This is a genomic window from Acinetobacter chinensis, assembly GCF_002165375.2.
GTDB classification, from domain to species: Bacteria; Pseudomonadota; Gammaproteobacteria; order Pseudomonadales; family Moraxellaceae; genus Acinetobacter; species Acinetobacter chinensis.
The window spans coordinates 766768-790329 of sequence record NZ_CP032134.1 but is presented as its reverse complement, the minus strand read 5'-3'; the positions used below and the strand labels follow the sequence as shown (position 1 = coordinate 790329).

At 43.0% G+C, this 23562-nt stretch carries 20 protein-coding genes; 5 read left to right on the top strand and 15 right to left on the bottom strand.

The window, feature by feature from the left end; genetic code table 11:
• Positions 1-32: 32 nt before the first annotated feature.
• Complete coding sequence (locus tag CDG60_RS04580; RefSeq protein ID WP_087513438.1) at positions 33-3092, bottom strand: DNA translocase FtsK; 3060 nt, start codon at positions 3090-3092, stop codon at positions 33-35.
• A gap of 254 nt (positions 3093-3346) precedes the next feature.
• On the opposite strand from CDG60_RS04580, the gene trxB reads away from it, so the two are divergent.
• The 3 genes from trxB to CDG60_RS04565 all read left to right on the top strand — a co-directional run bounded on the left by trxB (position 3347) and on the right by CDG60_RS04565 (position 5963).
• Positions 3347-4303, top strand: a complete 957-nt coding sequence (trxB, locus tag CDG60_RS04575) for a thioredoxin-disulfide reductase (RefSeq protein WP_087513368.1) — start codon at positions 3347-3349, stop codon at positions 4301-4303.
• Between the two features lie 90 nt (positions 4304-4393).
• A complete protein-coding gene (gene aat, locus CDG60_RS04570; RefSeq protein ID WP_087513367.1) occupies positions 4394-5125 on the top strand; it encodes a leucyl/phenylalanyl-tRNA--protein transferase in 732 nt (243 codons plus the stop codon).
• Positions 5126-5147: 22 nt separating this feature from the next.
• Positions 5148-5963: an arginyltransferase gene (locus CDG60_RS04565; protein WP_087513366.1), complete on the top strand. Its 816-nt coding sequence runs from the start codon at positions 5148-5150 to the stop codon at positions 5961-5963.
• 20 nt (positions 5964-5983) lie between these two features.
• Here the strand turns inward: CDG60_RS04565 and rimI are convergent, their stop codons facing one another.
• From rimI to CDG60_RS04530, 7 genes are all read right to left on the bottom strand, one after another.
• Complete coding sequence (rimI, locus tag CDG60_RS04560; protein WP_087513365.1) at positions 5984-6442, bottom strand: ribosomal protein S18-alanine N-acetyltransferase; 459 nt, start codon at positions 6440-6442, stop codon at positions 5984-5986.
• 219 nt (positions 6443-6661) lie between these two features.
• A complete protein-coding gene (locus CDG60_RS04555) occupies positions 6662-7543 on the bottom strand; it encodes a metal-dependent hydrolase (protein WP_087513364.1) in 882 nt (293 codons plus the stop codon).
• 228 nt (positions 7544-7771) lie between these two features.
• Entirely contained in the window at positions 7772-8962 is a 1191-nt protein-coding gene (tuf, locus tag CDG60_RS04550) for an elongation factor Tu (RefSeq protein ID WP_118998476.1), read from the bottom strand.
• A gap of 91 nt (positions 8963-9053) precedes the next feature.
• The gene (gene fusA / locus CDG60_RS04545) at positions 9054-11189 is read right to left on the bottom strand and encodes an elongation factor G (RefSeq protein ID WP_087513825.1); all 2136 of its coding nucleotides are present in this window, start codon (positions 11187-11189) and stop codon (positions 9054-9056) included.
• A gap of 131 nt (positions 11190-11320) precedes the next feature.
• Entirely contained in the window at positions 11321-11791 is a 471-nt protein-coding gene (gene rpsG, locus CDG60_RS04540; protein ID WP_087513756.1) for a 30S ribosomal protein S7, read from the bottom strand.
• 177 nt (positions 11792-11968) lie between these two features.
• Entirely contained in the window at positions 11969-12343 is a 375-nt protein-coding gene (gene rpsL / locus CDG60_RS04535; protein WP_002050319.1) for a 30S ribosomal protein S12, read from the bottom strand.
• Positions 12344-12491: 148 nt separating this feature from the next.
• Positions 12492-13859: an EcsC family protein gene (locus CDG60_RS04530; RefSeq protein ID WP_087513757.1), complete on the bottom strand. Its 1368-nt coding sequence runs from the start codon at positions 13857-13859 to the stop codon at positions 12492-12494.
• Positions 13860-14128: 269 nt separating this feature from the next.
• Between CDG60_RS04530 and CDG60_RS04525 the strand changes: the two genes are divergently transcribed.
• Complete coding sequence (locus CDG60_RS04525; RefSeq protein WP_087513758.1) at positions 14129-15358, top strand: beta-ketoacyl synthase N-terminal-like domain-containing protein; 1230 nt, start codon at positions 14129-14131, stop codon at positions 15356-15358.
• Positions 15359-15435: 77 nt separating this feature from the next.
• Positions 15436-15888 (top strand): protoporphyrinogen oxidase HemJ, encoded by a 453-nt coding sequence (gene hemJ / locus CDG60_RS04520; RefSeq protein ID WP_087513759.1) that lies wholly within the window; start codon positions 15436-15438, stop codon positions 15886-15888.
• Between the two features lie 45 nt (positions 15889-15933).
• On the opposite strand, the gene CDG60_RS04515 is transcribed toward hemJ, so the two are convergent.
• From CDG60_RS04515 to CDG60_RS04485, 7 genes are all read right to left on the bottom strand, one after another.
• Positions 15934-16401 carry an HAD domain-containing protein gene (locus CDG60_RS04515; RefSeq protein WP_087513760.1) on the bottom strand — a complete coding sequence of 156 codons (468 nt, stop codon included), beginning with the start codon at positions 16399-16401 and terminating at the stop codon, positions 15934-15936.
• Positions 16402-16584: 183 nt separating this feature from the next.
• Positions 16585-17466, bottom strand: coding sequence for a 4-hydroxy-tetrahydrodipicolinate synthase (gene dapA, locus CDG60_RS04510; protein WP_264757136.1), 882 nt, complete (start codon positions 17464-17466; stop codon positions 16585-16587).
• Positions 17467-17809: 343 nt separating this feature from the next.
• Positions 17810-18919 (bottom strand): acyltransferase family protein, encoded by a 1110-nt coding sequence (locus tag CDG60_RS04505; protein WP_087513761.1) that lies wholly within the window; start codon positions 18917-18919, stop codon positions 17810-17812.
• Between the two features lie 147 nt (positions 18920-19066).
• Positions 19067-20497, bottom strand: coding sequence for an amino acid permease (locus tag CDG60_RS04500; protein ID WP_087513762.1), 1431 nt, complete (start codon positions 20495-20497; stop codon positions 19067-19069).
• Positions 20498-20629: 132 nt separating this feature from the next.
• A complete protein-coding gene (locus tag CDG60_RS04495; protein ID WP_087513763.1) occupies positions 20630-20992 on the bottom strand; it encodes a RidA family protein in 363 nt (120 codons plus the stop codon).
• Between the two features lie 66 nt (positions 20993-21058).
• Complete coding sequence (gene alr, locus CDG60_RS04490; RefSeq protein ID WP_087513764.1) at positions 21059-22159, bottom strand: alanine racemase; 1101 nt, start codon at positions 22157-22159, stop codon at positions 21059-21061.
• A gap of 43 nt (positions 22160-22202) precedes the next feature.
• Entirely contained in the window at positions 22203-23462 is a 1260-nt protein-coding gene (locus CDG60_RS04485) for a D-amino acid dehydrogenase (protein ID WP_087513765.1), read from the bottom strand.
• Positions 23463-23562 lie beyond the last annotated feature (100 nt).

The window sequence follows — 23562 nt, the reverse complement described above, 5'->3', positions numbered from 1 at the left end:
CAGAGGGCTAATAAATTAGCCCTCTGTTAATTTCACACCAGAATATCACGCTTACCATTGGCACCCATGGCACCAACAATCCCGTTCTCTTCCATCTGATCCACAATACGTGCCGCACGGTTATATCCAAGGCTGAACTTACGCTGCAAGGAAGACACCGATACTTTCCGTGTTTCCAGTACAAAGGAGACACACTGATCATACAGCGCATCCCTGTTCGGATCACTGTCACCATCTTCAAAACCACGTGAAGTCGGTTCTTCATCATACGGCGTCAGAATTTCATCGACATAATCCGGATCACCACGCTCACGCCAGGCATCACAGATGCGGTTGACTTCATCATCGGAAATAAAAGCACCATGTACACGTTCCGGTTCAATCTTACCTGGTCCGAGGAACAGCATATCACCATGCCCCAGCAGATCTTCTGCACCGCCTGCATCCAGAATCGTCCGTGAATCCAGCTTGCTGTTTACACGCAATGCCGCACGGGTTGGAATATTGGCTTTAATCAGACCTGTCACCACATCCACTGTCGGTCGCTGGGTGGCAAGCAACAGATGGATACCTGCAGCACGGGACTTCTGTGCCAGTCGGGTAATCATTTCTTCTGCTTTTTTACCCACCTGCATGATCATGTCTGCAAACTCATCGGCAACAATCACAATCAGCGGCATAGGCTGCAGACGTGGCGCACGACTCTGAGTCGCTGTGTCTTCTGGCTTCCAGGTTGGATCAATCAGGTCTTCACCATTGGCAATTGCTTCTTCAACCTTACGGTTATAGTCCGTCAGTTTACGCACTTTCAGCATCGACATCAGTTTATAGCGACGTTCCATTTCATTGACACACCAGTTCAGAGCACTGACTGCATCTTTCATGTCTGTTACCACAGGGGTCAACAGGTGTGGAATATCATTATAATTTGCCAGTTCAAGCTGCTTCGGATCAATCATGATCAGACGCAGCTGTTCTGGCGTGTACTTCAGTAACATCGACAACAGCATTGCGTTTACCGCAACCGACTTACCTGAACCTGTTGTTCCTGCGACCAGCATATGCGGAGCTTTAGCCAGGTCAGCCAGAACCGGATTCCCTGAAATATCTTTACCCATCGCCATACTGAGCAGTGCATCAGGATCTCTGTATGCAGGTGTTTCCAGCAGTTCAATCAGGCGTACCATTTCGCGGGTACTGTTCGGCACTTCAATACCGATATAAGGTTTTCCAGGAATAACCTCCACCACACGTACCGATGCCATGGACATGGAACGTGCAAGATCACGTGAAATATTGGTGACTTTAGATGCCTTGACCCCAGGTGCCAGATCCAGCTCAAAACGGGTCACGACCGGTCCAGGCTGTGCTTCGATGACCTTCGCTTTGACATTAAATTCCTGAAGTTTAATTTCAAGTAACTCTGAAAGTCGGGCTAACTGCTCTGCAGTAAAATTGACCTTTTTATTTGGATCAACTTTATCCAGAATATCCAGTCCAGGCAAAGGTGACAGATCAAGGCGTTTCCGTGCAACCTGCATTGCCCGTGACATTGGACGACCAAAAGCATCTTTCAGCGGTGCATCCAGATCAAAATCATCTTCTTCAATCTGTTGCTCAGGCTCTGGTTCAGCAACGCCTGCCGTACCCTGCCATGCATCCCTGAACGCATCCTTATCTGAAGCAACACGCTGTTTCTCTTCATCTGAAAAACTGGATACAGGAACAGCTACAGTCTGTAAGTCCGTCTGAATATCTGCTTTTACAAATGCAGAAGACTGGGCATAACTGCCAGCAGTCCGCTCTGTTTCAATATTTTCAACAAGCAGATCATCCAGCTCGTCAAATTCATCAGTCTGCATCTGATTTTTAGGAGTATTGGTATGAGTTACGGGTGTGCTGACTGTTCGGCTCTGTTCTGCAGTACTGTCCTGAATTGTCTGTACAGGATTTTCTGTACGCTCAGAATTGAACGATGTATGAATATCGGTTGCTGTTTTTGTACCTGGTACAGCTGCAAGCAGTTCATCAAAAATTGCGTCATCATTCCAGTCCATCGACTCTTTAGTTTGAGTCTGTGACTGAACACCTGCTGCAGGATGAACCACTTCATCAAAATGATGTCCAGGTTTAATCGCATCATCTTCTTCTGCTGCACGCAGCAATGCATCTATTTCTTTCTTATGGTGATTTTCATCTTCAACTTTCAGAGCACGCCAGACTTCACCTGAACCGACAATTTTCTGACTGTCCTGCTCAAGCTGATGTGCTTTTGCAATCGTCTGTTCAAGTTCCTGCTCATCTTCATCATCCCACTGTAATTGCTGAGATTTCTGCTCACGCTCAACCATATCATCAAACAGACGCTCTGCCGCATGATGATGCCGGGATACCCTGATCTCAGGAACTGCTTCTTCATGTTCAGTAAGGAAAGATTTATCTGAGGCAGGAGTGACAGCTGCCTGTTCATGCGTATTTACAGCAGGTGTAGTCCGGTCAAAAGCAGACTCACTGACGGGAACATTTTTATAGAATAAATCCTGCAGATAAGCAGGAGTCGCTTTCAGCGTTGCCCATGTTCTGTTCCATTTGACACCAAAAGCCAGTGTAAACAGTAAAACCCAGAACAGAATCAAAAATACCGCTGCGCCATAAACCGTCAGAATCTGTGACAGACTCTGCCCCAGTTCATAGCCAATGATACCGCCTGATGCATTTTCCAGTGTATCTGCCGGCGTATCCCAGAACAGAAACAGCAGACTTGCTGTAGCCAGTAAAATAAAAAACTGTGCTGCATAACGGAACGGTTTATTTAGAAAACTGTGTGGCCACCAGACCTGCACGGCTTCCATAAACAAAAAAACCGGTATCAGAAGACTCGCCCAGCCCAGAAAACCGAACAGCAGATCTGCAATCCATGCACCAGCGACACCACTGGCATTGGAAACCTGTTGGGTATCACTGGAAATGTGCATCCAGCCCGGATCAAATGGCGTATATGTCACGGTCGCAAGGAACAGATAAATTCCAAACGAAATCAAAAATAATGTCATGATTAAGCGCTGTGCATAGGCACCCGACATCGCTGTCATATACTGTCCTGTAACCAATTTTTCATTCATATTTTTACTGGAAACCTGCATCAGATGCAGAAGTGTTTTAAAACCATATATTATGCACCTGTTCATAAAAAAAAGATGCAGGATTGTTTAAGTATGTTGTTAAGTTATGCTATATAGCTCAAACCGATTTATGTCATCAATATTATCTACATTAATCACGTCCAACAGCATGGCTGTTTCACGTATAATTTCACAAATTTCGATATAAAAAAAGGATGCTGCGAATGAGCGCTCGTCATTCACGACTGATTATTTTAGGTTCAGGTCCTGCAGGATACAGCGCCGCTGTCTATGCTGCACGTGCCAACTTAAAGCCTGTTCTGATTGCAGGTCTGCAACTGGGCGGACAGCTGACCACAACCACTGAAGTGGATAACTGGCCAGGTGATCCAGAAGGTCTGACCGGACCTGCCCTGATGGAACGTATGCAGGCTCATGCTGAACGTTTTGGTACTGAAATTGTTTATGACCATATCAATGAAGTCGATCTGAGTGTCCGTCCATTTATCCTGAAAGGTGATATGGATGAATTTACCTGTGATGCACTGATCATTGCAACCGGTGCAACTGCACAGTACCTGGGTCTTGAATCTGAAGCTGCCTACATGGGTCAGGGTGTCAGCGCATGTGCAACCTGTGATGGATTCTTCTACAAGAATCAGAATGTCATGGTGGTTGGTGGTGGTAACACAGCTGTTGAAGAAGCACTTTACCTTTCCAATATTGCTGCCCACGTAACCCTGGTTCACCGTCGTGACAGCCTGCGTTCTGAAAAAATCCTGCAGGATCACCTGTTCGAAAAGGAAAAAGAAGGCAAAATCAGTATTATCTGGAACCATCAGGTGGATGAAGTACTGGGTGAAGCATCTTCAGGTGTTACAGCTGTACGCTTAAAATCCACTCAGGATGACTCTACACAGACTGTTGACGTTTCAGGTCTGTTCGTTGCAATTGGTCACAAACCAAATACAAGCATGTTTGATGGTCAGCTGGAACTGCGTAACGGCTATATTCAGGTGCACAGTGGAACTGCCGGTAATGCGACAGCAACGTCTGTTGCAGGTGTATTTGCAGCGGGTGATGTTGCTGACGATGTATACCGTCAGGCAATCACTTCTGCAGGTTCAGGCTGTATGGCAGCACTGGATGCAGATAAATATCTGGATTCACTGAATGACTGATCTGAACATCCTGTTCATCTGAATCAAAAGCCATCCTTCCTGGGTGGCTTTTTTATGTATGATAGAAACAGCTGTTCTGGAATTTTAACAATGTCTGCACTTCCTCCGTCTCAATTTATTTTCCCCGATCCTGTCGAAAGTGATCCAGAGGGTCAGGGATTAATCTGTATTGGTGCTGACCTTGACCCATCCACTCTGTATGAAGCCTATACACACGGACTGTTTCCCTGGTTTTCAGAAGGAGAACCCATCTGCTGGTGGTGTCCTGAACCCCGCTGCATTATTCGTCCGCAGGATTATCATCCCAGTAAATCCCTGCTCAGAAATATGAAAAAAATGGACTACAGGATGACCGTCAACCAGGCTTTTGAAACAGTGATCCGATCCTGTGCCCTCCCCCGCAGTTATGCCAATGAAACATGGATTTCAGAAGATATTATCCAGGGGTACTGTGAACTGTTTCATGCAGGATATGCCTACAGTATAGAGGTCTGGGAAAAAGATCAGGTCATTGGGGGACTTTATGGAGTGACCATTGGGCAAGGCTGCTTTGGTGAGTCGATGTTCAGCACACAAACCGATGTCTCTAAAATGGCTTTTTATGCACTTATGCTGATTGGTCAGAAAAATAATCTCCCCTGGATTGACTGCCAGCTGGTCAATGATCACCTCTTAAGCCTGGGTGCCTGTACAATTTCACGCCATCAGTACCTTAATTCGTTACAAGATGTTGTAAAACAGCCCTCCATCAATTGGAAAAAATATCAGGAAGGTGTATTTTCAAGTAAAACAATAGCGTTGCACTCGCGATTAATTCAATGAAAATAAGAGAGGGATCTTGTACATGAATTCATATCACCCAAAATCCCTGCTGAACGATTTACAGTATTACATTACGCCACCACACGATTGCAGTTATCTTGAAAACAAATCTGCACGTATGGTTTTTTTAGATCCGGTTCACCGCATTGATGTAGTGACACTGTCGGAACTGTCACGCATGGGATTCAGACGAAGTGGGGACTTCGTTTACCGTCCTGAATGTCACCTTTGCAGACAATGCCTGTCCAGCCGTGTTCCTGTGCATGAATTTCAGATGAACAGCGTTCAGAAAAAATCATGGAAACGTAATCAGGATCTGACTGTTAAAATCACATCTACCCGAAATGCAACAGATCAGCATTATGCATTGTATGAGCGTTACATCAATGAACGACATGCAGATGGCGACATGTTCCCGCCCAGTCAGGATCAGTTTGAAAAATTCCTGGTTCACAGCTGTACAGACAGTTTTTTTCTCGAATTATGGAAAGATGAACAACTGATTTCAGTTTCCACCTGTGACTTGCTCGATGATGGACTTTCTGCGGTTTATACTTTTTTTGATCCGGATGAAAGCCGTCGCTCTCTGGGTGTATTTGCAATACTCAAGCAGATTGAATATGCCCGCAGTACAGGTCTGAATTATGTGTACCTGGGCTACTGGGTGCCACACTCAGAAAAAATGAATTACAAATCTCAGTACATTCCCCTGGAACTGTTGATAGATGGGCAATGGCGCAGACTGAATCATTCATTGTCTAAAATTGAAATCACTCAGTTGGGTGACTCACTGATGACGACACTGCCCTCGGGCTGGAACAACCCTATTATTAAATAATTATCCTGAAATACCTGCTATCAACTGAACAGACTGGCAAAATCATCACTGCAGGATTTCACCATAATAATCGCATGCTCCCGGGTACCGTCAGTATTCGGGTAGTAATTTTTCCGCAGATCAATCTGATGAAAATGTGCCTTTTCATACAAAGCAATCGCAGCTTTATTGGATTCTCTGACTTCAAGAAAAATCTGAACGGGATTATTTTTCAGCATCTGAACCGACTGATCAAGCAATTCATAGCCCATACCCTGCCCCTGAAAGTCAGGATCAATCGCCATCAGCAACAGATTGGCTTCATCCACCACGGCCTGCAATATACAGAAACCCACCACCTGACCATTTTTCTCAATCACAGTGCTGAGATAGGAATCGACTGATTCCTGAAACTGCTTGTGTGTCCATGGATGGCTCTGTACCAGATTTTCAATTTTAACTACTGCTGAAACATCAGCCTGTTGCATTAAACGAACCATCTTCGTTCATCTTTTCAAAAAACAATGTGCTGAATTATAGGCATTTCGCCCTGATAGGCAAATATAAAAGACCGCTGTAGCAGCAACAGTTTTTAATAGCGCAATCTTCATAATAAAATCAGGATAATGCATACACAGGACTCTCTTTAAATCCGCTTTATCTTTATTTTTCAGGCAAAAAAAGAGGTGATTTTCATCACCTCAAAGAGTCAACCGATTTTACAGCCCCAGTTTTGCTTTCCAGGTTTCAAGCAACTGAACTGTATCCAGATCATTCGGGTGAAAGCCCGGTTTAAAATAAGCCAGCATTTCTTTGGTCATGCCTGCAATGATGCCTTTAGATGGACTATAGGCATATTTATAAATCATGCCCAGTTCTTTCAGATTCAGTTTCCCATCTTCTTTTAATAATCGGATCACAAATGAAGACTGTGCCAGGAAAATTAGCGTCATAGCAAAAACCAAAGCCGTGGTACGTAAACTGTACGCCTTTAAACCTTTACCAAAAACACCCTCATAAACATCAAAAGCCACTGCTTTATGTTCATTTTCCTCAACCGCATGCCAGTACCACATATATGACATGGTCGGATCAGTCATTAACTCCTGAATGTGTTCATTGATCAATAACTGTGAGGCAATTGTGGCTGTGAAGTGCTCAAGTGCTGTTGTTGCTGTTAAATCCACCATTTCCTGCGTCATACCAAATGGTTTAACAACTTTTGCAAATGATTTACGTGCAAATTGAATCAGACGACCCGTTTCACGCTCGTATTGATCGACCTTATGACCAAATTTCCTTGCTGAAGCATTAAAGTTTACATGCTCCTGAGTATGCATCGCTTCCTGTCCAATAAATGCACTGATCTCTTTCTGCAATGCCTCGTTGTCTTTAATACTTGGGTGATAACGTACAGCACGTACAGAATCAATAAAAAGTTTTTCCCCATCCGGAAACAGCGCAGACAATGCGGTCATGAAGTGAGTGATACCCGCAGATTCACGTGCCCAGTATTCAGGTACATCATCAAAACTGAAATTCATACGGCGGACTGGGAAGCTTGCACCTGCACGGTTAGAAATATTTACTTTTGCATTCATTGCGGTTACTCCTATATCTGCTGAACGCAGATAAAATCTTATGCTTGTTTTTCTTAATTCTTATATTACGGCTTTATTAAAATGCGATAAGTGCAGTTTAGGACATGCAAATATCAGTTAAGGACAGCTTATGCAAATATTGTCCTACAAAATATTTATTTAAATTATAAATCTGATTTCCATAAAAAAAGCGCTCCAAAGGAGCGCTTTTTTTACATCAGTGCAAAATTATGCAGTTACTTTCGCAACAACACCAGCACCAACTGTACGACCACCTTCACGGATCGCAAAACGTAGACCTGGGTCCATTGCGATTGGGTGGATCAGTTCTACTGACATTTCAACGTTGTCACCTGGCATAACCATTTCAACGCCTTCTTTAAGTGCAATCGCACCAGTTACGTCAGTTGTACGGAAGTAGAACTGTGGACGGTAACCGTTAAGGAATGGAGTGTGACGACCACCTTCTTCTTTAGAAAGTACATATACTTCCGCATCGAATTTAGTGTGTGGCTTGATTGTACCTGGTTTAGCAAGTACCTGACCACGCTGAACGTCTTCACGTTTAGTACCACGAAGAAGAACACCACAGTTCTCGCCCGCACGACCTTCGTCAAGAAGTTTACGGAACATTTCAACGCCAGTTACAGTTGTTTTAACTGTATCTTTAATACCAACGATTTCGATTTCTTCGCCGACTTTAACGATACCAGACTCAACACGGCCAGTTACTACTGTACCACGACCTGAGATAGAGAATACGTCTTCGATTGGCATAAGGAATGCTTTATCGATAGCACGCTCTGGCTCTGGGATATAAGTATCAAGCGCTTCAACAAGAGCAAGAACAGCTGGAACGCCGTACTGGTTGTCTTCACCGTTAAGTGCAGAAAGAGCTGAACCACGGATAACTGGAGTGTCATCGCCTGGGAAGTCATAAGTAGAAAGAAGTTCACGAACTTCCATTTCTACTAATTCAAGTAATTCTTCGTCATCAACAAGGTCACACTTGTTAAGGAATACAAGAATATAAGGTACACCAACCTGACGTGAAAGCAGGATGTGTTCACGAGTCTGTGGCATAGGACCATCAGTCGCAGCACATACAAGAATAGCACCATCCATCTGAGCAGCACCAGTGATCATGTTTTTAACATAATCGGCGTGACCTGGACAGTCAACGTGCGCATAGTGACGGATTGGAGAATCGTATTCTACGTGTGAAGTATTAATTGTAATACCACGTGCTTTTTCTTCAGGTGCAGAGTCAATTGCAGCGTAGTCTTTCGCTTCGCCACCAAAAGTTTTAGCACATACAGTTGCAATAGCAGCTGTTAAAGTTGTTTTACCATGGTCAACGTGACCGATTGTGCCCACGTTAACGTGTGGCTTATTACGTTCGAACTTAGCCTTAGCCATGAGATCTTCCTTTTAAACTACTCATGGGGGCAAACCCATGAGCTTGGTTTTTTTAACTATGAATTAGTTTGGGCTTATAGTAATCGAAAGATTACTCGTCGTCACCTTTTTTACCGCCATTTTGGAATTTAGAAATGATGCCTTCAGCCACGTTACGTGGAGTTTCAGCATATTTAGCAAATTCCATAGAATATGTCGCACGACCTTGAGACATAGAACGCATTTGAGTCGCGTAACCAAACATCTCAGCAAGTGGAACTTCAGCACGGATCGCTTTAGTACCGCCAGGTAAATCGTCCATACCCTGAACCATACCACGACGACGGTTTAAGTCACCCATGATATCGCCCATGTAGTCTTCTGGAGTTTCTACTTCAACTTTCATGATAGGCTCAAGCAGGATAGGATCCGCTTTCATGAAACCATCACGGAAGGCATAAGAACCTGCCATTTTGAACGATAATTCGTCAGAGTCGACATCGTGGTAAGAACCGTCGAATAATGTCGCTTTGATACCCACAACAGGGTAACCAGCCAGTACACCATTCTTCATACGTTCCTGAATACCTTTGTCAACCGCACCAAAGAATTCTTTAGGTACTACACCGCCAACAACTTCTTCAGCGAATTCGTAGTCTTTACCAGCATCTTCAGCAAGCGGTTCAAGACGTACGTATACGTGACCGAATTTACCTTTACCACCAGTCTGACGAACAAACTTACCTTCCTGTTCAACCGATTTTTTGATCGTTTCACGGTAAGAAACCATTGGTTTACCAATGTTCGCTTCCACACCGAATTCACGCTTCATACGGTCAACAATGATGTCAAGGTGAAGCTCACCCATACCGGCAATAATCGTTTGACCAGATTCTTCATCTGTACGAACGCGGAATGATGGATCTTCTTTTGCAAGACGACCTAAAGCAACTGACATTTTTTCCTGGTCAGCTTTAGTTTTAGGTTCAACTGCAAGTGCAATTACTGGCTCAGGGAATTCCATGCGCTCTAATGTAATTACGTGATTTTCATCACAAAGTGTATCACCAGTTGTAGTATCTTTAAGACCTACACACGCTGCGATGTCACCTGCACGAATTTCTTCGATGTCATGACGATCGTTTGCATGCATCTGCACGATACGACCAACACGTTCACGCTTCATTTTTACTGGGTTATAACACGGGCTACCCGCTTTAAGAACACCAGAATAAACACGTACGAACGTTAAGTTACCAACGAATTTGTCGTTCATGATTTTGAACGCCAGCGCAGAGAATGGTGCTTCATCAGACGCTTCACGAGAACCTTCAGTTTCGTCTTTGTCGTCAAGAATACCTTTGATCGCTTCTACGTCAGTCGGTGCAGGCAAGAATTCAATTACAGCATCCAACATACGTTGAACACCTTTGTTTTTGAATGCAGAACCACACATCATTGGCTGAATTTCATTCGCCAGAGTACGTGTACGGATACCAGCAACGATTTCTTCTTTCGTTAACTCGCCTTCTTCCAGGTACTTGTCCATCAGGTCTTCAGATGCTTCAGCAGCAGCTTCAACCATGTTTGTACGCCATTCCTGAGCAAGTTCAACCAGATCAGCAGGAATCTCACCGTATTCAAACTTCATACCTTGAGATGCTTCATCCCAGATAATCGCTTTCATTTCGATCAGGTCAACAACACCCTGGAAGTTTTCTTCAGCACCGATTGGAACAACGATAGGCACTGGATTTGCACCCAGGCGAGTTTTCATTTGTTCAACAGCACGGAAGAAGTTCGCACCTGTACGGTCCATTTTATTTACGAACGCAATACGTGGAACTTTATATTTATTTGCTTGACGCCATACAGTTTCAGACTGAGGCTGAACACCACCTACAGCACAGTAAACCATGCATGCACCGTCAAGAACACGCATAGAACGTTCAACTTCGATTGTGAAGTCTACGTGTCCCGGGGTGTCAATTACGTTAATACGGTGTTGTTCAAACTGGTTACCCATACCAGACCAGAAGCATGTTACTGCTGCTGAAGTAATGGTAATACCACGTTCTTGCTCTTGCTCCATCCAGTCTGTAGTTGCAGAACCTTCGTGAGTTTCACCGAGTTTGTGGCTTTCACCTGTATAAAACAGAATACGTTCAGACGTAGTTGTTTTACCAGCATCGATGTGGGCAGAAATACCAATATTACGATAACGAGAAATTGGGGTTTGACGAGCCATGATTTCTTGCATTCCTAAATTTTGTTGTTTAAAACAGGACGCTTTAAGCTGCATAGCAACTTAAAGCGATTCGATGACAGTTCTGTGAAAACAGAACTGCCACCCTCCTGAATAGGGGCTGTTTTATCCGCTTAGAAACGGTAGTGAGAGAAGGCTTTGTTGGCTTCAGCCATACGATGCACATCTTCACGTTTTTTAATCGCTGAACCTTTACCTTCAGCTGCATCAAACAACTCACCAGCAAGACGTAAAGCCATTGTTTTTTCAGAACGCTTAGCAGCAGCATCTACTAACCAACGCATAGCCAGGGCAGTACGACGGGATGGGCGCACTTCCATAGGTACCTGATAAGTAGCACCACCAACACGGCGTGCTTTTACTTCGACCATTGGACGAACTTTTTCAAGCGTAGCTTCAAAAAATTCAACTGGATCTACTTTATTTTTTTCCTGAACGCGGTCTAAAGCACCGTAAACGATACTTTCAGCAATAGATTTTTTACCATCTTGCATTACGTGGTTCATGAATTTAGCGATTGTTTGGCTGCTGAACTTAGGATCCGGAAGGATTTCACGAGCAGCAACTACGCGACGTCTTGGCATTTTAAACTACCTATATATATGACACTTCAGGTTAATCCAGCCGTAGCACAAAGTGTCATGTGCTTTCGCTGGCCTTACTACACGTCGCTTGAATTTCACAAAATTAATGCAGAAATCAGACAAGCGAGACGATAAAGGATTGCAGTTCTACAGTCTTAAGAGCTAATTCTTAACGAATTATTTCTTAGGACGTTTAGTACCGTATTTAGAACGTGACTGGTTACGGTCTTTCACGCCAGCACAGTCTAAAGAACCACGAACGGTATGGTAACGTACACCTGGTAAGTCTTTAACACGACCACCACGGATAAGAACAACACTGTGCTCTTGCAGGTTATGACCTTCACCACCGATATAGCTTGATACTTCAAAACCTGAAGTTAAGCGAACACGGCAAACTTTACGCATTGCTGAGTTAGGTTTTTTAGGTGTAGTTGTATAAACACGTGTACAAACACCACGACGCTGTGGACAAGCCTTCAACGCAGGAACTTTTGATTTTTCAACCAAAGTCGTACGACCCTTGCGGATCAACTGATTTGTTGTTGCCATATGGCAATTCTCCCGTTAATAAAAAGCCTCAAAAAATTATCACTTTTTGAGGGCAAACAATTGTAAAGCAGGATGCAAAAATGGTCAATATCCTGGCACCCAGAAGATTGACCACATATCGATTAGGCGGTTTTAAATTTCAGCCTTTTCAGCTTTCAGTATCCGTGTCTTTCACTGTTTTAACAGCTGTTCTTCGGCGGGTGGTTTTTGCTGTTCCTGCTGTACTTTTTTTCACAGGTTCTACTGTAGCTGAAGCAGATTTTTCTTTAGCTGAAGCTGCAGTATTCTTTGTAACTGCCGGTTTCCGCACTGATCGCTTAGGCTCTGCAACGGTATCTTTTGCTGTTGTCTCTGCTTGTTTCTGAGCGACTGCACTGGATTCACTGTCAGGAGTCACATCTGTTTCAGCTTGCTGGAGGCTCTTTTCCTGTTTCACTTTTTCAATCTGTCCGATCAGTTTGGGTGCAGCCTGACTGATCAGCTCCAGTGATTTTTCATAGGCAGCAACAGGAGACAGACCGGCATCTTTATGATCAATGAGATAGGCTCTTGCGCCTGAAAATACCTGCTGTGCTTTAACATTGACATCCTCAACCAGTTTCCAGCTGTAAACGGCACTGACTGATGCACTGATCAACGGGGTCAGTTTCCCCAGCACAGATACTTTTGGGATATTGTTCAGCCATGCCCATTTCAGCTCACCTTCATCAGTAGTCAGCCATTTTTTCAGAGCTTCAAGATCATTACCTGACCCCAGTAAAAGCTGTAACTGCTGAACATCATGAGTTTTCAGCACATTGGACACTGCTTTCAGTCCAAGCAGCATTGCCTGTTTTTCAGCAATCAGTCCCAGATCAACCTGTCTGAAAATAAACTGCACAATATCCTGCTCTGTTTCTTTATTCAGCTCAAATCCATAAGAACGCCCAACCTGATAAATTGTGCGGAGTGCCAAAATAATGGATGCGGGAATATCAACTGCTGATCCAACCGCACCTGTTGCTCCAGTTAAAGCACCCTGCACAGATGCAATCCATTTATTCTGCTCTGCAAATGCCTGACTGATGCGGCGGGAACGGTCCACATCCTGAGTCAGCTCCTCAAGATCACGGATGCCGGCCTCATCCAGCAATGCATCCACAGAGCTGATATCTGAACTGAAAGTATTCAGCTGTTCAAAAAAATAGTCAGAAATACGGTCCGACAACTGAGGTGACACAAAGTGTGCAACCTGATTGACTTTGCCATAATGTCTGCCGAGCACCTGCCGTGAAACCTGGGGTAAATGATCTTTCAGCATCTGCTTCGGGTCTTCATATTTCCGGGCTTCGAAAGCACCCATTTTTCGGGCACTGCCCTCTACAACCTGATGACCCACCAATGGCTGAGTGATGCGTGTGACACTGTCAGGTGCAACCTGATTCAACAGCTGAATCCCTGTAGAACTGAGCTTTTTAGCCACTCCAAAGGCACTGGAGATGATTCCGCCTGATTGTTTATTTTTAGTATCCGCCATTCCTTACCCCTCTGTTCCCAATGCTTGCTTTTATTGATAAATACTAGGTGCTGTCTCAGTTTATCTCAAGTTGAATGTAGCGTGTTAATCGCTGTCCAATTGTATACAGTTGTAAATTTCCACAGACCGAAATAGGCATAACATTTGCCATAAGAATTCAAAAGTCTTTCTGCTATCATGAGTTCAGCTCAAAACAGGAATCCAGCTCAGATTTTTTCAATCTGTATACAGCTGAGACTCTGTAAAATCACCATATAAGGGAACTGTAGATGAAACGTGTTGTCATCACCGGTATGGGTATTAACTCATGTATCGGCAATACATTGGAAGATGTCACTCACTCTTTAAAAAACGGTATTTCAGGTACTCGCCATAATCCAGCTTATGAAGAATTAAATTTCAAAAGCCATGTCAGCGCTGCTGCTGAACAGAACTTTGATGGCATTGACCGTAAACTGAAACGTTTCATGGGTGTCTGTGCAATGTATGCCTACAATGCCGCTGTTGCAGCAGTAGAACATGCAGGTTTAACAGCTGAACAGATCGGTGGAAATCCACGTTACGGTATTGCAGGCGGTTCAGGTGGTGGTTCAACAGCTTCCGTGATTGAAATGAAAGAACTGCTGGAGACTAAGGGTGCCCGTAAAGTAGGTCCTTTCTTTGTACCGCGCAATATGTCAAATACCATTACCGCTAACGTCGGTGTGGCATTCAAATTACAGGGTGTAGCTCACTCGATTACCAGCGCATGTGCAACTTCTGCCGATGCAATTGGTTATGCATACAACCTGATTCAGCTGGGCAAACAGGATCTGATGCTTGCTGGTGGCGGTGAGGAAGATCACTGGTCACAAAGTTTACTGTTTGATGCAATGGGTGCGTTGTGTTCTAAATACAACGAGACTCCTGAAACTGCATCACGTCCTTACTCTGCGGATCGTGACGGCTTCGTGATCGCTGGCGGTGGTGGTTTTGTGGTACTTGAGTCACTTGAACATGCGCAGGCACGTGGTGCCAACATCCTGGCTGAAGTTGTAGGCTATGCAGCCAACTCTGACGGTGCAGACATGGTTGCTCCATCAGGTGAAGGCGCAACACGCTGTATCCTGATGGCACTTGAAGAAGCAAAACAGCATGGCGTAGAAAAAATTGACTATGTAAATACGCATGGTACATCTACTCCTGCAGGTGATGTGACTGAACTGCAGGCAATGGGTCGTGCTTTTGGTGAAGGCAATGTGCCACCACTCAGCTCAACCAAGTCCATGACCGGTCACAGCCTGGGTGCTGCAGGTGTACAGGAAGCGATTTACTCTGTACTGATGATGCAGAATGACTTCATTGCACCAAACATCAACGTGACTGAACTTGATGAAGGTACAAAAGGCTATGATGTCGTACTTGAAAAACGCGACGCAAAACTGAATACTGTCATGAGTAACAGTTTCGGTTTTGGCGGTGTAAATGCCTGCCTCGTTTTCAAAAAATGGGAAGGCTGATTTAAGTAATTCTGATCATTCACAGTATCAGACTGTGAATGATCAAATTCTGACACTGCCCTTTAAAGGGTAAATTGATGGACGCTCCTTCAGAAGCTTTCCTTTGGGTCAAAGCACTTCATATCATTGCAGTTGTTTGTTGGTTTGCTGCATTGTTCTATCTCCCCCGCCTGTATGTCTACCATGCCATGAGTGATGATGCTGTGAGTCATCAACGCTTTGAAGTCATGGAACGTAAGTTGTATCGTGGCATTATGTGGCCTGCGATGGTCGCAACCTTAATCACAGCACATTTCCTCGTCGATTGGGGCGATGCAAGTCGTCATTATCATGAAGCCTTATGGTTTTACCTCAAAGTTGCTTTGGTTGGTCTTCTGGTGATTTACCATTTTGTCTGTGGTTATTACCGTAAAAAACTGATTGGCAATGCACACTACAAATCACACAAATTCTGGCGTTTTTTCAATGAAATGCCGACACTCATTTTAGTTGCCGTGATTATTTTAGTGGTGGTTAAACCGACTTTTTAGATGATGACTGTCAGATATTAAAGCCTCCACATGGAGGCTTTTTATTTATACAAAAGAATGATTTATTCTTTCCAATATTTGATTTTTTACTGATTCGGTAATTCCAAGCATTGAATCTATTTGTATCCAACGATTTTTTAAATTATTGGGTAGTTCATTTAAACTTTTATCATCATCAAGAATTAAAAATTCAGCAGCGCTGTTCTTTAAAAACCATTCTTCAATTTCAACATTTCTATTCTTAAGGTCGATTGCTTTTTTTGCGTCATTTATTTTTGATATTTTACCAACATTTATTCCTCTTAATTCAAAAATTTGATTCCATTCTGTTAAGTTGTAATTAATTCTATGAGTAGTTGTCAAAATGATTTCTGGATTTATTTTATCAATAATTTCAATGAGGTATTTTTGAGCATGTTCATTGAATTTATAAAAATTGTCTTCCAGAAATTCTGGTTTTTTCCAGGAAGGAGAAGTTTCTAAAACTCCATCAATATCAAGAAGTAAAATCATTATAAAAATAAATACTTTGTTAGTTTTTAATTGCTACCTACTATAACATGATCGAAATTCATTACGTTTAAGATCGAATGAATTTCTTTCGAATCCAACCATTCAACGGCATTGAACAATACTTTCAATCGCCCCGTTCAAGATAAAGATCAGGATCAAACAAGTCCGTTCCAGCCTTAATGATCAATGAGCCTGTTTATTTCCAACCTGAAGATATAAGTCCTCCAGGCTTTGAATCAATACAGAACTGGCAGGTTGCAAAGGAAACATGAACTCATTTTTTATTTTTCCATGCGATGCCAGTAAGCCTTTCACAGGTGCAGGATTGGGTTCAGCGAACAGACCTTTAATCAAAGGAGTCAGAGAACTGAAAATACGCTGTGCCTGCTCTAACTGCCCTGCCTGAATATATTTTTCCATCTGTACATAATGTTCAGGATAGAAATGAACAGCAGCACCTATTGCACCACTTCCTCCCATACATAATGTCTGAAAGATATTAAAATCCTCACCTGCCAAGACTTGCAAGTTACCATCAGCGATCAGCGCCTGTGTGATTTCTGGCGAACCCGCACAGTCTTTAATTGCCTGAATATTGGGGTGCCGAGCCAGTGTCAGTAAAGAGGAAAGCTCAAGATGGACACCTGTACGATAAGGAATTTCATAAATAATGACAGGGAATGGACTCAGCTCAGCTATTTTAAGAAAATACTCAATCAATCCTTGCTGAGAGGGTCGAATATAAGCAGGCGAAGACACCAGTATCCCTGCCAGATTAAAACGTGATAACTGCTCTAATCGCTGCTGTATTTCAGTAAAATTACTTCCTGTCAGTCCTGCAATCACAGGTAATCCATCTGCAGCTTCAATGGTGGTTTTCAGTACCAGATCCTGTTCTTCTGAACTGAGCAGATTTGCTTCACCAGTCGTACTGAGACTGACAAATCCTGCAATCCCTGCAGAACGGTATTCAGTCACCAGTTTCTGAAGGGTGTCACTATCCACAACCTGTTGGCTGAAGGGTGTAATTAATGGAAGCCAGATACCTGAAAAATCAAACATCATGATTTTACTCACTTTAAAAAGACGACCGTCTTTGAGTTCAATCAGATGGAGGGAAAATGTATTTGATAAGCAGGGGTTGTACACTGTTCCGTCACAATCTGACGGAACAGTTGCCCCGGTCAGATAAGCAACTGTTTCTTATGTTTAGATTCTGTCTGAAATACCCACAACTGATCGCCACAGCAAAATGTATGGTTCAGAACAGTTGTCGAAAGGTTCATCAAAATCGTCATTTTTAGAATTTAACTGAAAAATTAAACCAAAACAAGCCGTATTCGTTCAATTAAAAATAAAATTTTTCCTGCCTTAGACCACATTCTTTCAGGGTAAATCAGGCTAAAACCTATTCAGATTGAATAAGCCCTTTTCGTATAGACCTGTTCAACGGCGTCGAATAATACTTTTCAATCGCCCAACTTAAGATAAAAACCAAAATAAAATAAACAGGCAATAAGATCAGCTTTTCAGCAGGCAAGGTTTCTTTGGGAAAATAAAGCACTTTAAACAAGCCAAGAATAATCAGATGAAACAGATACATTTCATAACTGCGCTGACCAATCCACACCATAATTTTTGCAAAGAAGGATTGTGCATGAGCTTGTGGGTTCTGCGCAAAACAGAACATCAAAACAGCCGATAACAAAGCAAATGCACTGATGCCCCATGTGCTGACTTCTTTGATTGGCGCATAGAAATACAATGTAATCATTAAGGCTGAAACGATGCCAATGATCAGGTTTTTATTAGGCAATGTACCTGAATACTTTTGAACGATGAGTGCCGTTATACAGCCAATCGCAATACCATCAAAACTTGAAAAATAATGATAGAGATATGCCCCACTTTCTTCACCAAAATGCAAAGAGCGGAAATACGGTGCATAACAAATCACAGCAAGCAGAAAGAGAATAAATCCTTTACTACGGCCTAAAAGTACACACAAAATCGGAAAAGCCACATAGAAGACTTCTTCCACAGACAGTGACCACAGCACACCCAGCGCATAATTGACCCAGCCATTTTCAATGATCAGGACATTCATCCAGAAGGTAAATGCAGAAAATACGGTCAATCCATAAGACACTTCAATATCATTCGGTGCCTGATTCATAAATGGTTTTAAACCGAAACTGCCTAACACTGTGACCATTGCCACCAATAAAACCAGACAGGGAATAATCCGTGCAATACGACGTATATAAAAATCTTTGAGATTGATCTGCGCTAAAGAAGAACTGCGTTGCAAAGTATGTTGCGTGATCAAAAAACCTGAGATCACAAAGAACATGGTGACGCCATAATTACCATTTCGAGCGGTCAGGGTACTCAGGCTTTCACCAAAAACCTGAATCCCTAAAAAGGTATCGTGCAATTTATATGGAATATTGAAATGGTGAATCAACACCAAAAGTATGGAAATGCCACGTAACACATCTATTTTATAATTTCGCATAATGCTCGTATTCGTTTTAACTGCGAGTATTAAAATAGATTTTTTTAGTGATTGATAATAATTTGTGAAGGCTTTTCAATTCAAATTGTGAGGAAATGTTCAGGAGATAACATTTCGGTATCTCCTGATATTGTAAAAAAGAATGATTTATTGCAGTTTATTACGCTTTTTCATACGTGGTTTATACAGTAGCTGATAAGTCACTGCGAGGATAATCACCCAAAGCGGACTGATCATCAGTGCTCTTAAAGTATCAGGCTCTAAACTCAGAATCACCAAAGTGAATGCAAGGAAAATCAGTACAACATACGACATCCATACGCCACCAGGCATTTTAAAGTTTGATTTTTCATGCAGTTCAGGACGCAATTTACGATAGCGGATATAGCACACCATGATTATGCTCCAGATACTGATAAATAAAATCACGCACAATGAGGTTGCCAAAGTGAATGCTTCAAGTGTATTTGGCACAAAATACTGCAATGCCGCACCAGCCATAATGAAGCTGCAGGAGAACAACAAGCCTTTTGCAGGAACAGCACGTTTAGATAATTCCGCTAATTTTTCAGGCGCCTGACCTTCTTTTGCCAGACCGAAAAGCATACGACTGGTCGAGAACACACCGCTGTTCATTGACGACATGACTGAAGACAGCACCACCAGATTCATGATAATCGCAGCTGAAGCAATACCTGCATGCATAAACAGAGTCACGAATGGACTTTGATCAGCAGGAATCTGATTCCACGGCGTCACAGACATCACGATAAATAATGCTAAGACATAGAACAAAATAATGCGTGTAGGGATCGCATTGACTGCTTTAGGCAGGTTTTTCTCAGGATCTTTGGTTTCAGCTGCCATAGTCCCGATCAGTTCAACCCCAACAAAGGCGAATAAAGCGATCTGGAAACCAGCGAGGAAACCACTGCCACCTTTCGGGAACATGCCACCATGCGACCAGACATTGCTGAAACTTGCATACGAACCACTTGGCGCCTGAAAATGGCTGAACACCATAAAACCACCAATCAGAATCAAACCAATAATGGCGAGAATTTTGATCAAGGCAAACCAGAATTCGATTTCACCGAACAGTTTAACGGTCAGTAAGTTAATACCCAGAACCAGTAAAACACAGCCCGCACTGATCATGGCTTGTCCTATGGGGGTAAATGCCGTTCCCTCAGGTAGCCAGAAATTCAGATAATTAATAATGGCGGCAAGGTCAGCAATCCCGACCAGAATCCAGCCGAGCCAGTATGACCAGCCAATATAATAACCAGCAGCAGGACCAATCAGGTCATGTGCCATATCAATAAATGATTTGTAGTGGAGATTTGAAAGTAGAATTTCACCCAATGCGCGCATCAGGAAAAAGAACATTGCACCAATGATCATGTAAATAATCAGAATAGATGGACCTGCAAGAGAGATGGTTTTCCCAGATCCCATAAACAGACCTGTTCCAATCGCGCCACCAATCGCAATCAACTGCAAATGACGGTTGGAAAGTTTTCGTTGTAGCTCATGTGGCGACGATTGTGCGTCATCTGAATGGCTTGAAGTTGTCATAAAATATCCTTTTCGACATTTTTAAGGTCAAACCCGCTTTTGGCGTCAGAACATCCTCGTTCCTGTGTTTGATCCAGACCAACTCAGCAATATGGGTGACATAGCGCTGAGTCGAATTATATTTACAAAAAATTAAGCCTGCGCTGCCGTGACTGCAATTTCAATCAACCAGTCTGGATTAACCAGATCTGCCTGAATCGTTGCACGCGCAGGCGTTACACAATCTTTCAGCCAATCAATCCAGACGGTATTAAAGATCTGGAAATCAGAAAGGTTCTTAATATATACATGTGCAGACAGTAAGCGAGTCTTATCTGTCCCTACTGAAGCCAACAACTGATCAATTGTTGCTAAAACATCCAAAGTCTGCCCTGTAATATCAGCATCGGTATTTTTAGGCACCTGTCCTGACAGATAGACCACTTTGTTAAATACTGTTGCAGCACTCATCACCTGAGTTGGGTTGATATTTTGAATATCGTGATGCTGAGTCATTGTTACTTCCTTATTTTCAATTAATGATTTACTAAAAAATGCATTCTCAATACGTATTTTTAAACTTTAATTTTCAAGCATGAACGGGACACGTGCAGTCACACCACATATCAGTTCATAACCCACTGTGCCTGAACTTGCCGCCACATCATCAACAGGCAACACCACGCCATTTGAAGATTTGCCCCACAACACCACTTCACTGCCGACTTCGGCTGTAGGGATATGAGTTAAATCCACAGCCAGCATATCCATGCTGACGCGACCAATGGTTTTAGTCAGAACATCATTGACTAAAATCGGGGCATCTATGGAAATACGTTGATAACCATCTGCATAACCACATGCCACGATGCCAATTTTCATGGTTTCTGTTGCAGTGAATTTAGAGCCATAGCCCACGGTTTGCTCCGCTTGAATCTCCTGAATTGCAAGAATTTCACTGCGTAAGCTCATGGTCGGTTTGAGATTCCAGTCCTGAATGGAATGGGTAGGGAAATCTGGCGAACTGCCATAGAGCATGATGCCACTACGCACAGTATTTGAAAGAAGCTGTTGGGAATGTCTTAAAATAGCAGCACTGTTGGATACTGTACGATCTCCTGGAAGATCACGAATAGTTTCTTCAAACACGCCATATTGATAATCAATACCTGACTGCCCCAGACGCTCACCATCTGCATCCGAAAAATGCATCATGTGGGTAATGGATTTGATATTGCTGAGTTGATTGAGCTTTTCCCATGCAGCACGGTATTGTTCAGGTGGAAAGCCTAAACGGTTCATCCCACTGTTCATTTTCAGGTAAACATCAAACTTTGCAGGCTGTGAAAATTCAGCCAACCACTGAATCTGATGTGTACTGTGAATGGTAAAACTGAGATTTAAATCCAGACAGACCTGTAAATCCTGCGCTGAAAAAATACCTTCCAAAAGCAGAATTTCACCTGTCCAACCCAACTGTCTAAGTCGTTTGGCTTCATCCAAATCCAGTAATGCAAAACCATCAGCCGATTTAAATGCCTCATAAACACGTTCAACACCATGTCCATAGGCATTGGCTTTCACCACAGCGAATACTTTGCTTTGTGGTGCATATTGCCTGGCAATATTCAGGTTATGTTGCAGTGCATCCTGATGAATCACTGCACAAATCGGTCTAGGCATTTTATTCGTCCCTGAATAAGTAAATGGTTGTCGCGAATATCAATTACGCAGCGTGTGGATAGCGTTTGATTGATAAACCTTCTGTGCTGATGTCAGTTTTATGATTCAGGACTAGATCACTGATCAATTTTCCTGAACCACATGCCATCGTCCAACCGAGCGTGCCATGACCTGTATTCAGGAACAGATTTTTAAAGCGTGTCGCACCGATAATTGGCGTACTGTCTGGGGTCATAGGACGTAAACCTGTCCAGAATGAAGCCTGAGCCAAATCACCACCTGGGAATAAATCCTGTGTGACCATTTCAAGTGTACCGCGACGATCTGTATTTAAGCCGTGATTAAAACCACTCAGTTCAGCCATACCACCAACACGGATACGCTGATCAAATCGAGTAATCGCAATTTTGTAGGTTTCGTCTAATACAGTTGATTGTGGTGCATAGTTTGCATCGACGATAGGAATCGTCAGTGAATAGCCTTTGACTGGATAAACAGGTAAGTTCAATTCAAGTGGTTTTAAGAAGTCACGGGAATAGCTACCAAAAGCCAGTACATAACGGTCTGCTGTCAGAACTTCACCATTGACCACGACACCTTTAATTTCATCAACTTCAACCACTAATTTTTCTACATTCTGGTTGAATTTAAACTCAACGCCTAAATCTTTAGCCAGGTTTGCCAAGGCATTGGTAAATAAGTAGCAGTCACCTGTTTCATCATTGGGTAAATGTAAACCACCAACCAGTTTATCTTTTGCATGTTCAAGTGCTGGTTCAACTTTGGCTAAATCATCTTTGAGGAGTAATTCATGTGGAACACCACACTCCTGAAGTACCGCAATATCTCGTTGCACCATTTCAAGTTGTGCTTCGTTACGGAAAACCTGTAGTGTTCCTTTTGAACGGTTTTCATAACTGATGCCTGTATCTTTACGTAGCTCACGTAAACAATCACGGCTGTATTCTGCAACACGGGTCATACGTTCTTTGTTGATGGCATAGCTTTCTGCATTGCAGTTTTTCAGCATTTGCGCCATCCACTGCAGTTGCCACATGCTGCCATCAATATTGATTGCCAGCGGTGCATGATGCTGAAACATCCATTTCACGGCTTTGAATGGAATACCCGGAGCAGCCCACGGTGTCGAGTATCCAGGAGAAATTTGCCCTGCATTACCAAAGCTGGTTTCTTCAGCTGGTCCTGCCTGACGATCTAAAACTGTAACTTCTGCTCCCTGCTGCGCGAGGTAATATGCACTAGCTACACCAATCACACCACTACCCAATACGATTACACGCATTTCTTATCCTTTACACACATAACAGTTTATTTAACTAGTATATTTGTGGATAAATAGTTTATTTCACTGTTTTTAACGCTATAATTCAGGTGTTTTAATC

Excerpts from the sequence above, each read along its gene's own strand:
- CDG60_RS04515 (WP_087513760.1), bottom strand. The coding sequence starts at position 16,401 with ATGATTTTACTTCTTGATATTGATGGAGTTTTAGAAACTTCTCCTTCC.
- CDG60_RS04565 (WP_087513366.1), top strand. The coding sequence starts at position 5,148 with ATGAATTCATATCACCCAAAATCCCTGCTGAACGATTTACAGTATTAC.
- CDG60_RS04505 (WP_087513761.1), bottom strand. The coding sequence starts at position 18,919 with ATGCGAAATTATAAAATAGATGTGTTACGTGGCATTTCCATACTTTTG.
- CDG60_RS04525 (WP_087513758.1), top strand. The coding sequence starts at position 14,129 with ATGAAACGTGTTGTCATCACCGGTATGGGTATTAACTCATGTATCGGC.
- alr (WP_087513764.1), bottom strand. The coding sequence starts at position 22,159 with ATGCCTAGACCGATTTGTGCAGTGATTCATCAGGATGCACTGCAACAT.
- hemJ (WP_087513759.1), top strand. The coding sequence starts at position 15,436 with ATGGACGCTCCTTCAGAAGCTTTCCTTTGGGTCAAAGCACTTCATATC.
- CDG60_RS04495 (WP_087513763.1), bottom strand. The coding sequence starts at position 20,992 with ATGACTCAGCATCACGATATTCAAAATATCAACCCAACTCAGGTGATG.
- rpsL (WP_002050319.1), bottom strand. The coding sequence starts at position 12,343 with ATGGCAACAACAAATCAGTTGATCCGCAAGGGTCGTACGACTTTGGTT.
- aat (WP_087513367.1), top strand. The coding sequence starts at position 4,394 with ATGTCTGCACTTCCTCCGTCTCAATTTATTTTCCCCGATCCTGTCGAA.
- CDG60_RS04485 (WP_087513765.1), bottom strand. The coding sequence starts at position 23,462 with ATGCGTGTAATCGTATTGGGTAGTGGTGTGATTGGTGTAGCTAGTGCA.
- fusA (WP_087513825.1), bottom strand. The coding sequence starts at position 11,189 with ATGGCTCGTCAAACCCCAATTTCTCGTTATCGTAATATTGGTATTTCT.
- CDG60_RS04500 (WP_087513762.1), bottom strand. The coding sequence starts at position 20,497 with ATGACAACTTCAAGCCATTCAGATGACGCACAATCGTCGCCACATGAG.
- rpsG (WP_087513756.1), bottom strand. The coding sequence starts at position 11,791 with ATGCCAAGACGTCGCGTAGTTGCTGCTCGTGAAATCCTTCCGGATCCT.
- rimI (WP_087513365.1), bottom strand. The coding sequence starts at position 6,442 with ATGGTTCGTTTAATGCAACAGGCTGATGTTTCAGCAGTAGTTAAAATT.
- trxB (WP_087513368.1), top strand. The coding sequence starts at position 3,347 with ATGAGCGCTCGTCATTCACGACTGATTATTTTAGGTTCAGGTCCTGCA.
- CDG60_RS04555 (WP_087513364.1), bottom strand. The coding sequence starts at position 7,543 with ATGAATGCAAAAGTAAATATTTCTAACCGTGCAGGTGCAAGCTTCCCA.
- dapA (WP_264757136.1), bottom strand. The coding sequence starts at position 17,466 with ATGATGTTTGATTTTTCAGGTATCTGGCTTCCATTAATTACACCCTTC.
- CDG60_RS04530 (WP_087513757.1), bottom strand. The coding sequence starts at position 13,859 with ATGGCGGATACTAAAAATAAACAATCAGGCGGAATCATCTCCAGTGCC.
- tuf (WP_118998476.1), bottom strand. The coding sequence starts at position 8,962 with ATGGCTAAGGCTAAGTTCGAACGTAATAAGCCACACGTTAACGTGGGC.
- CDG60_RS04580 (WP_087513438.1), bottom strand. The coding sequence starts at position 3,092 with ATGACAGCGATGTCGGGTGCCTATGCACAGCGCTTAATCATGACATTA.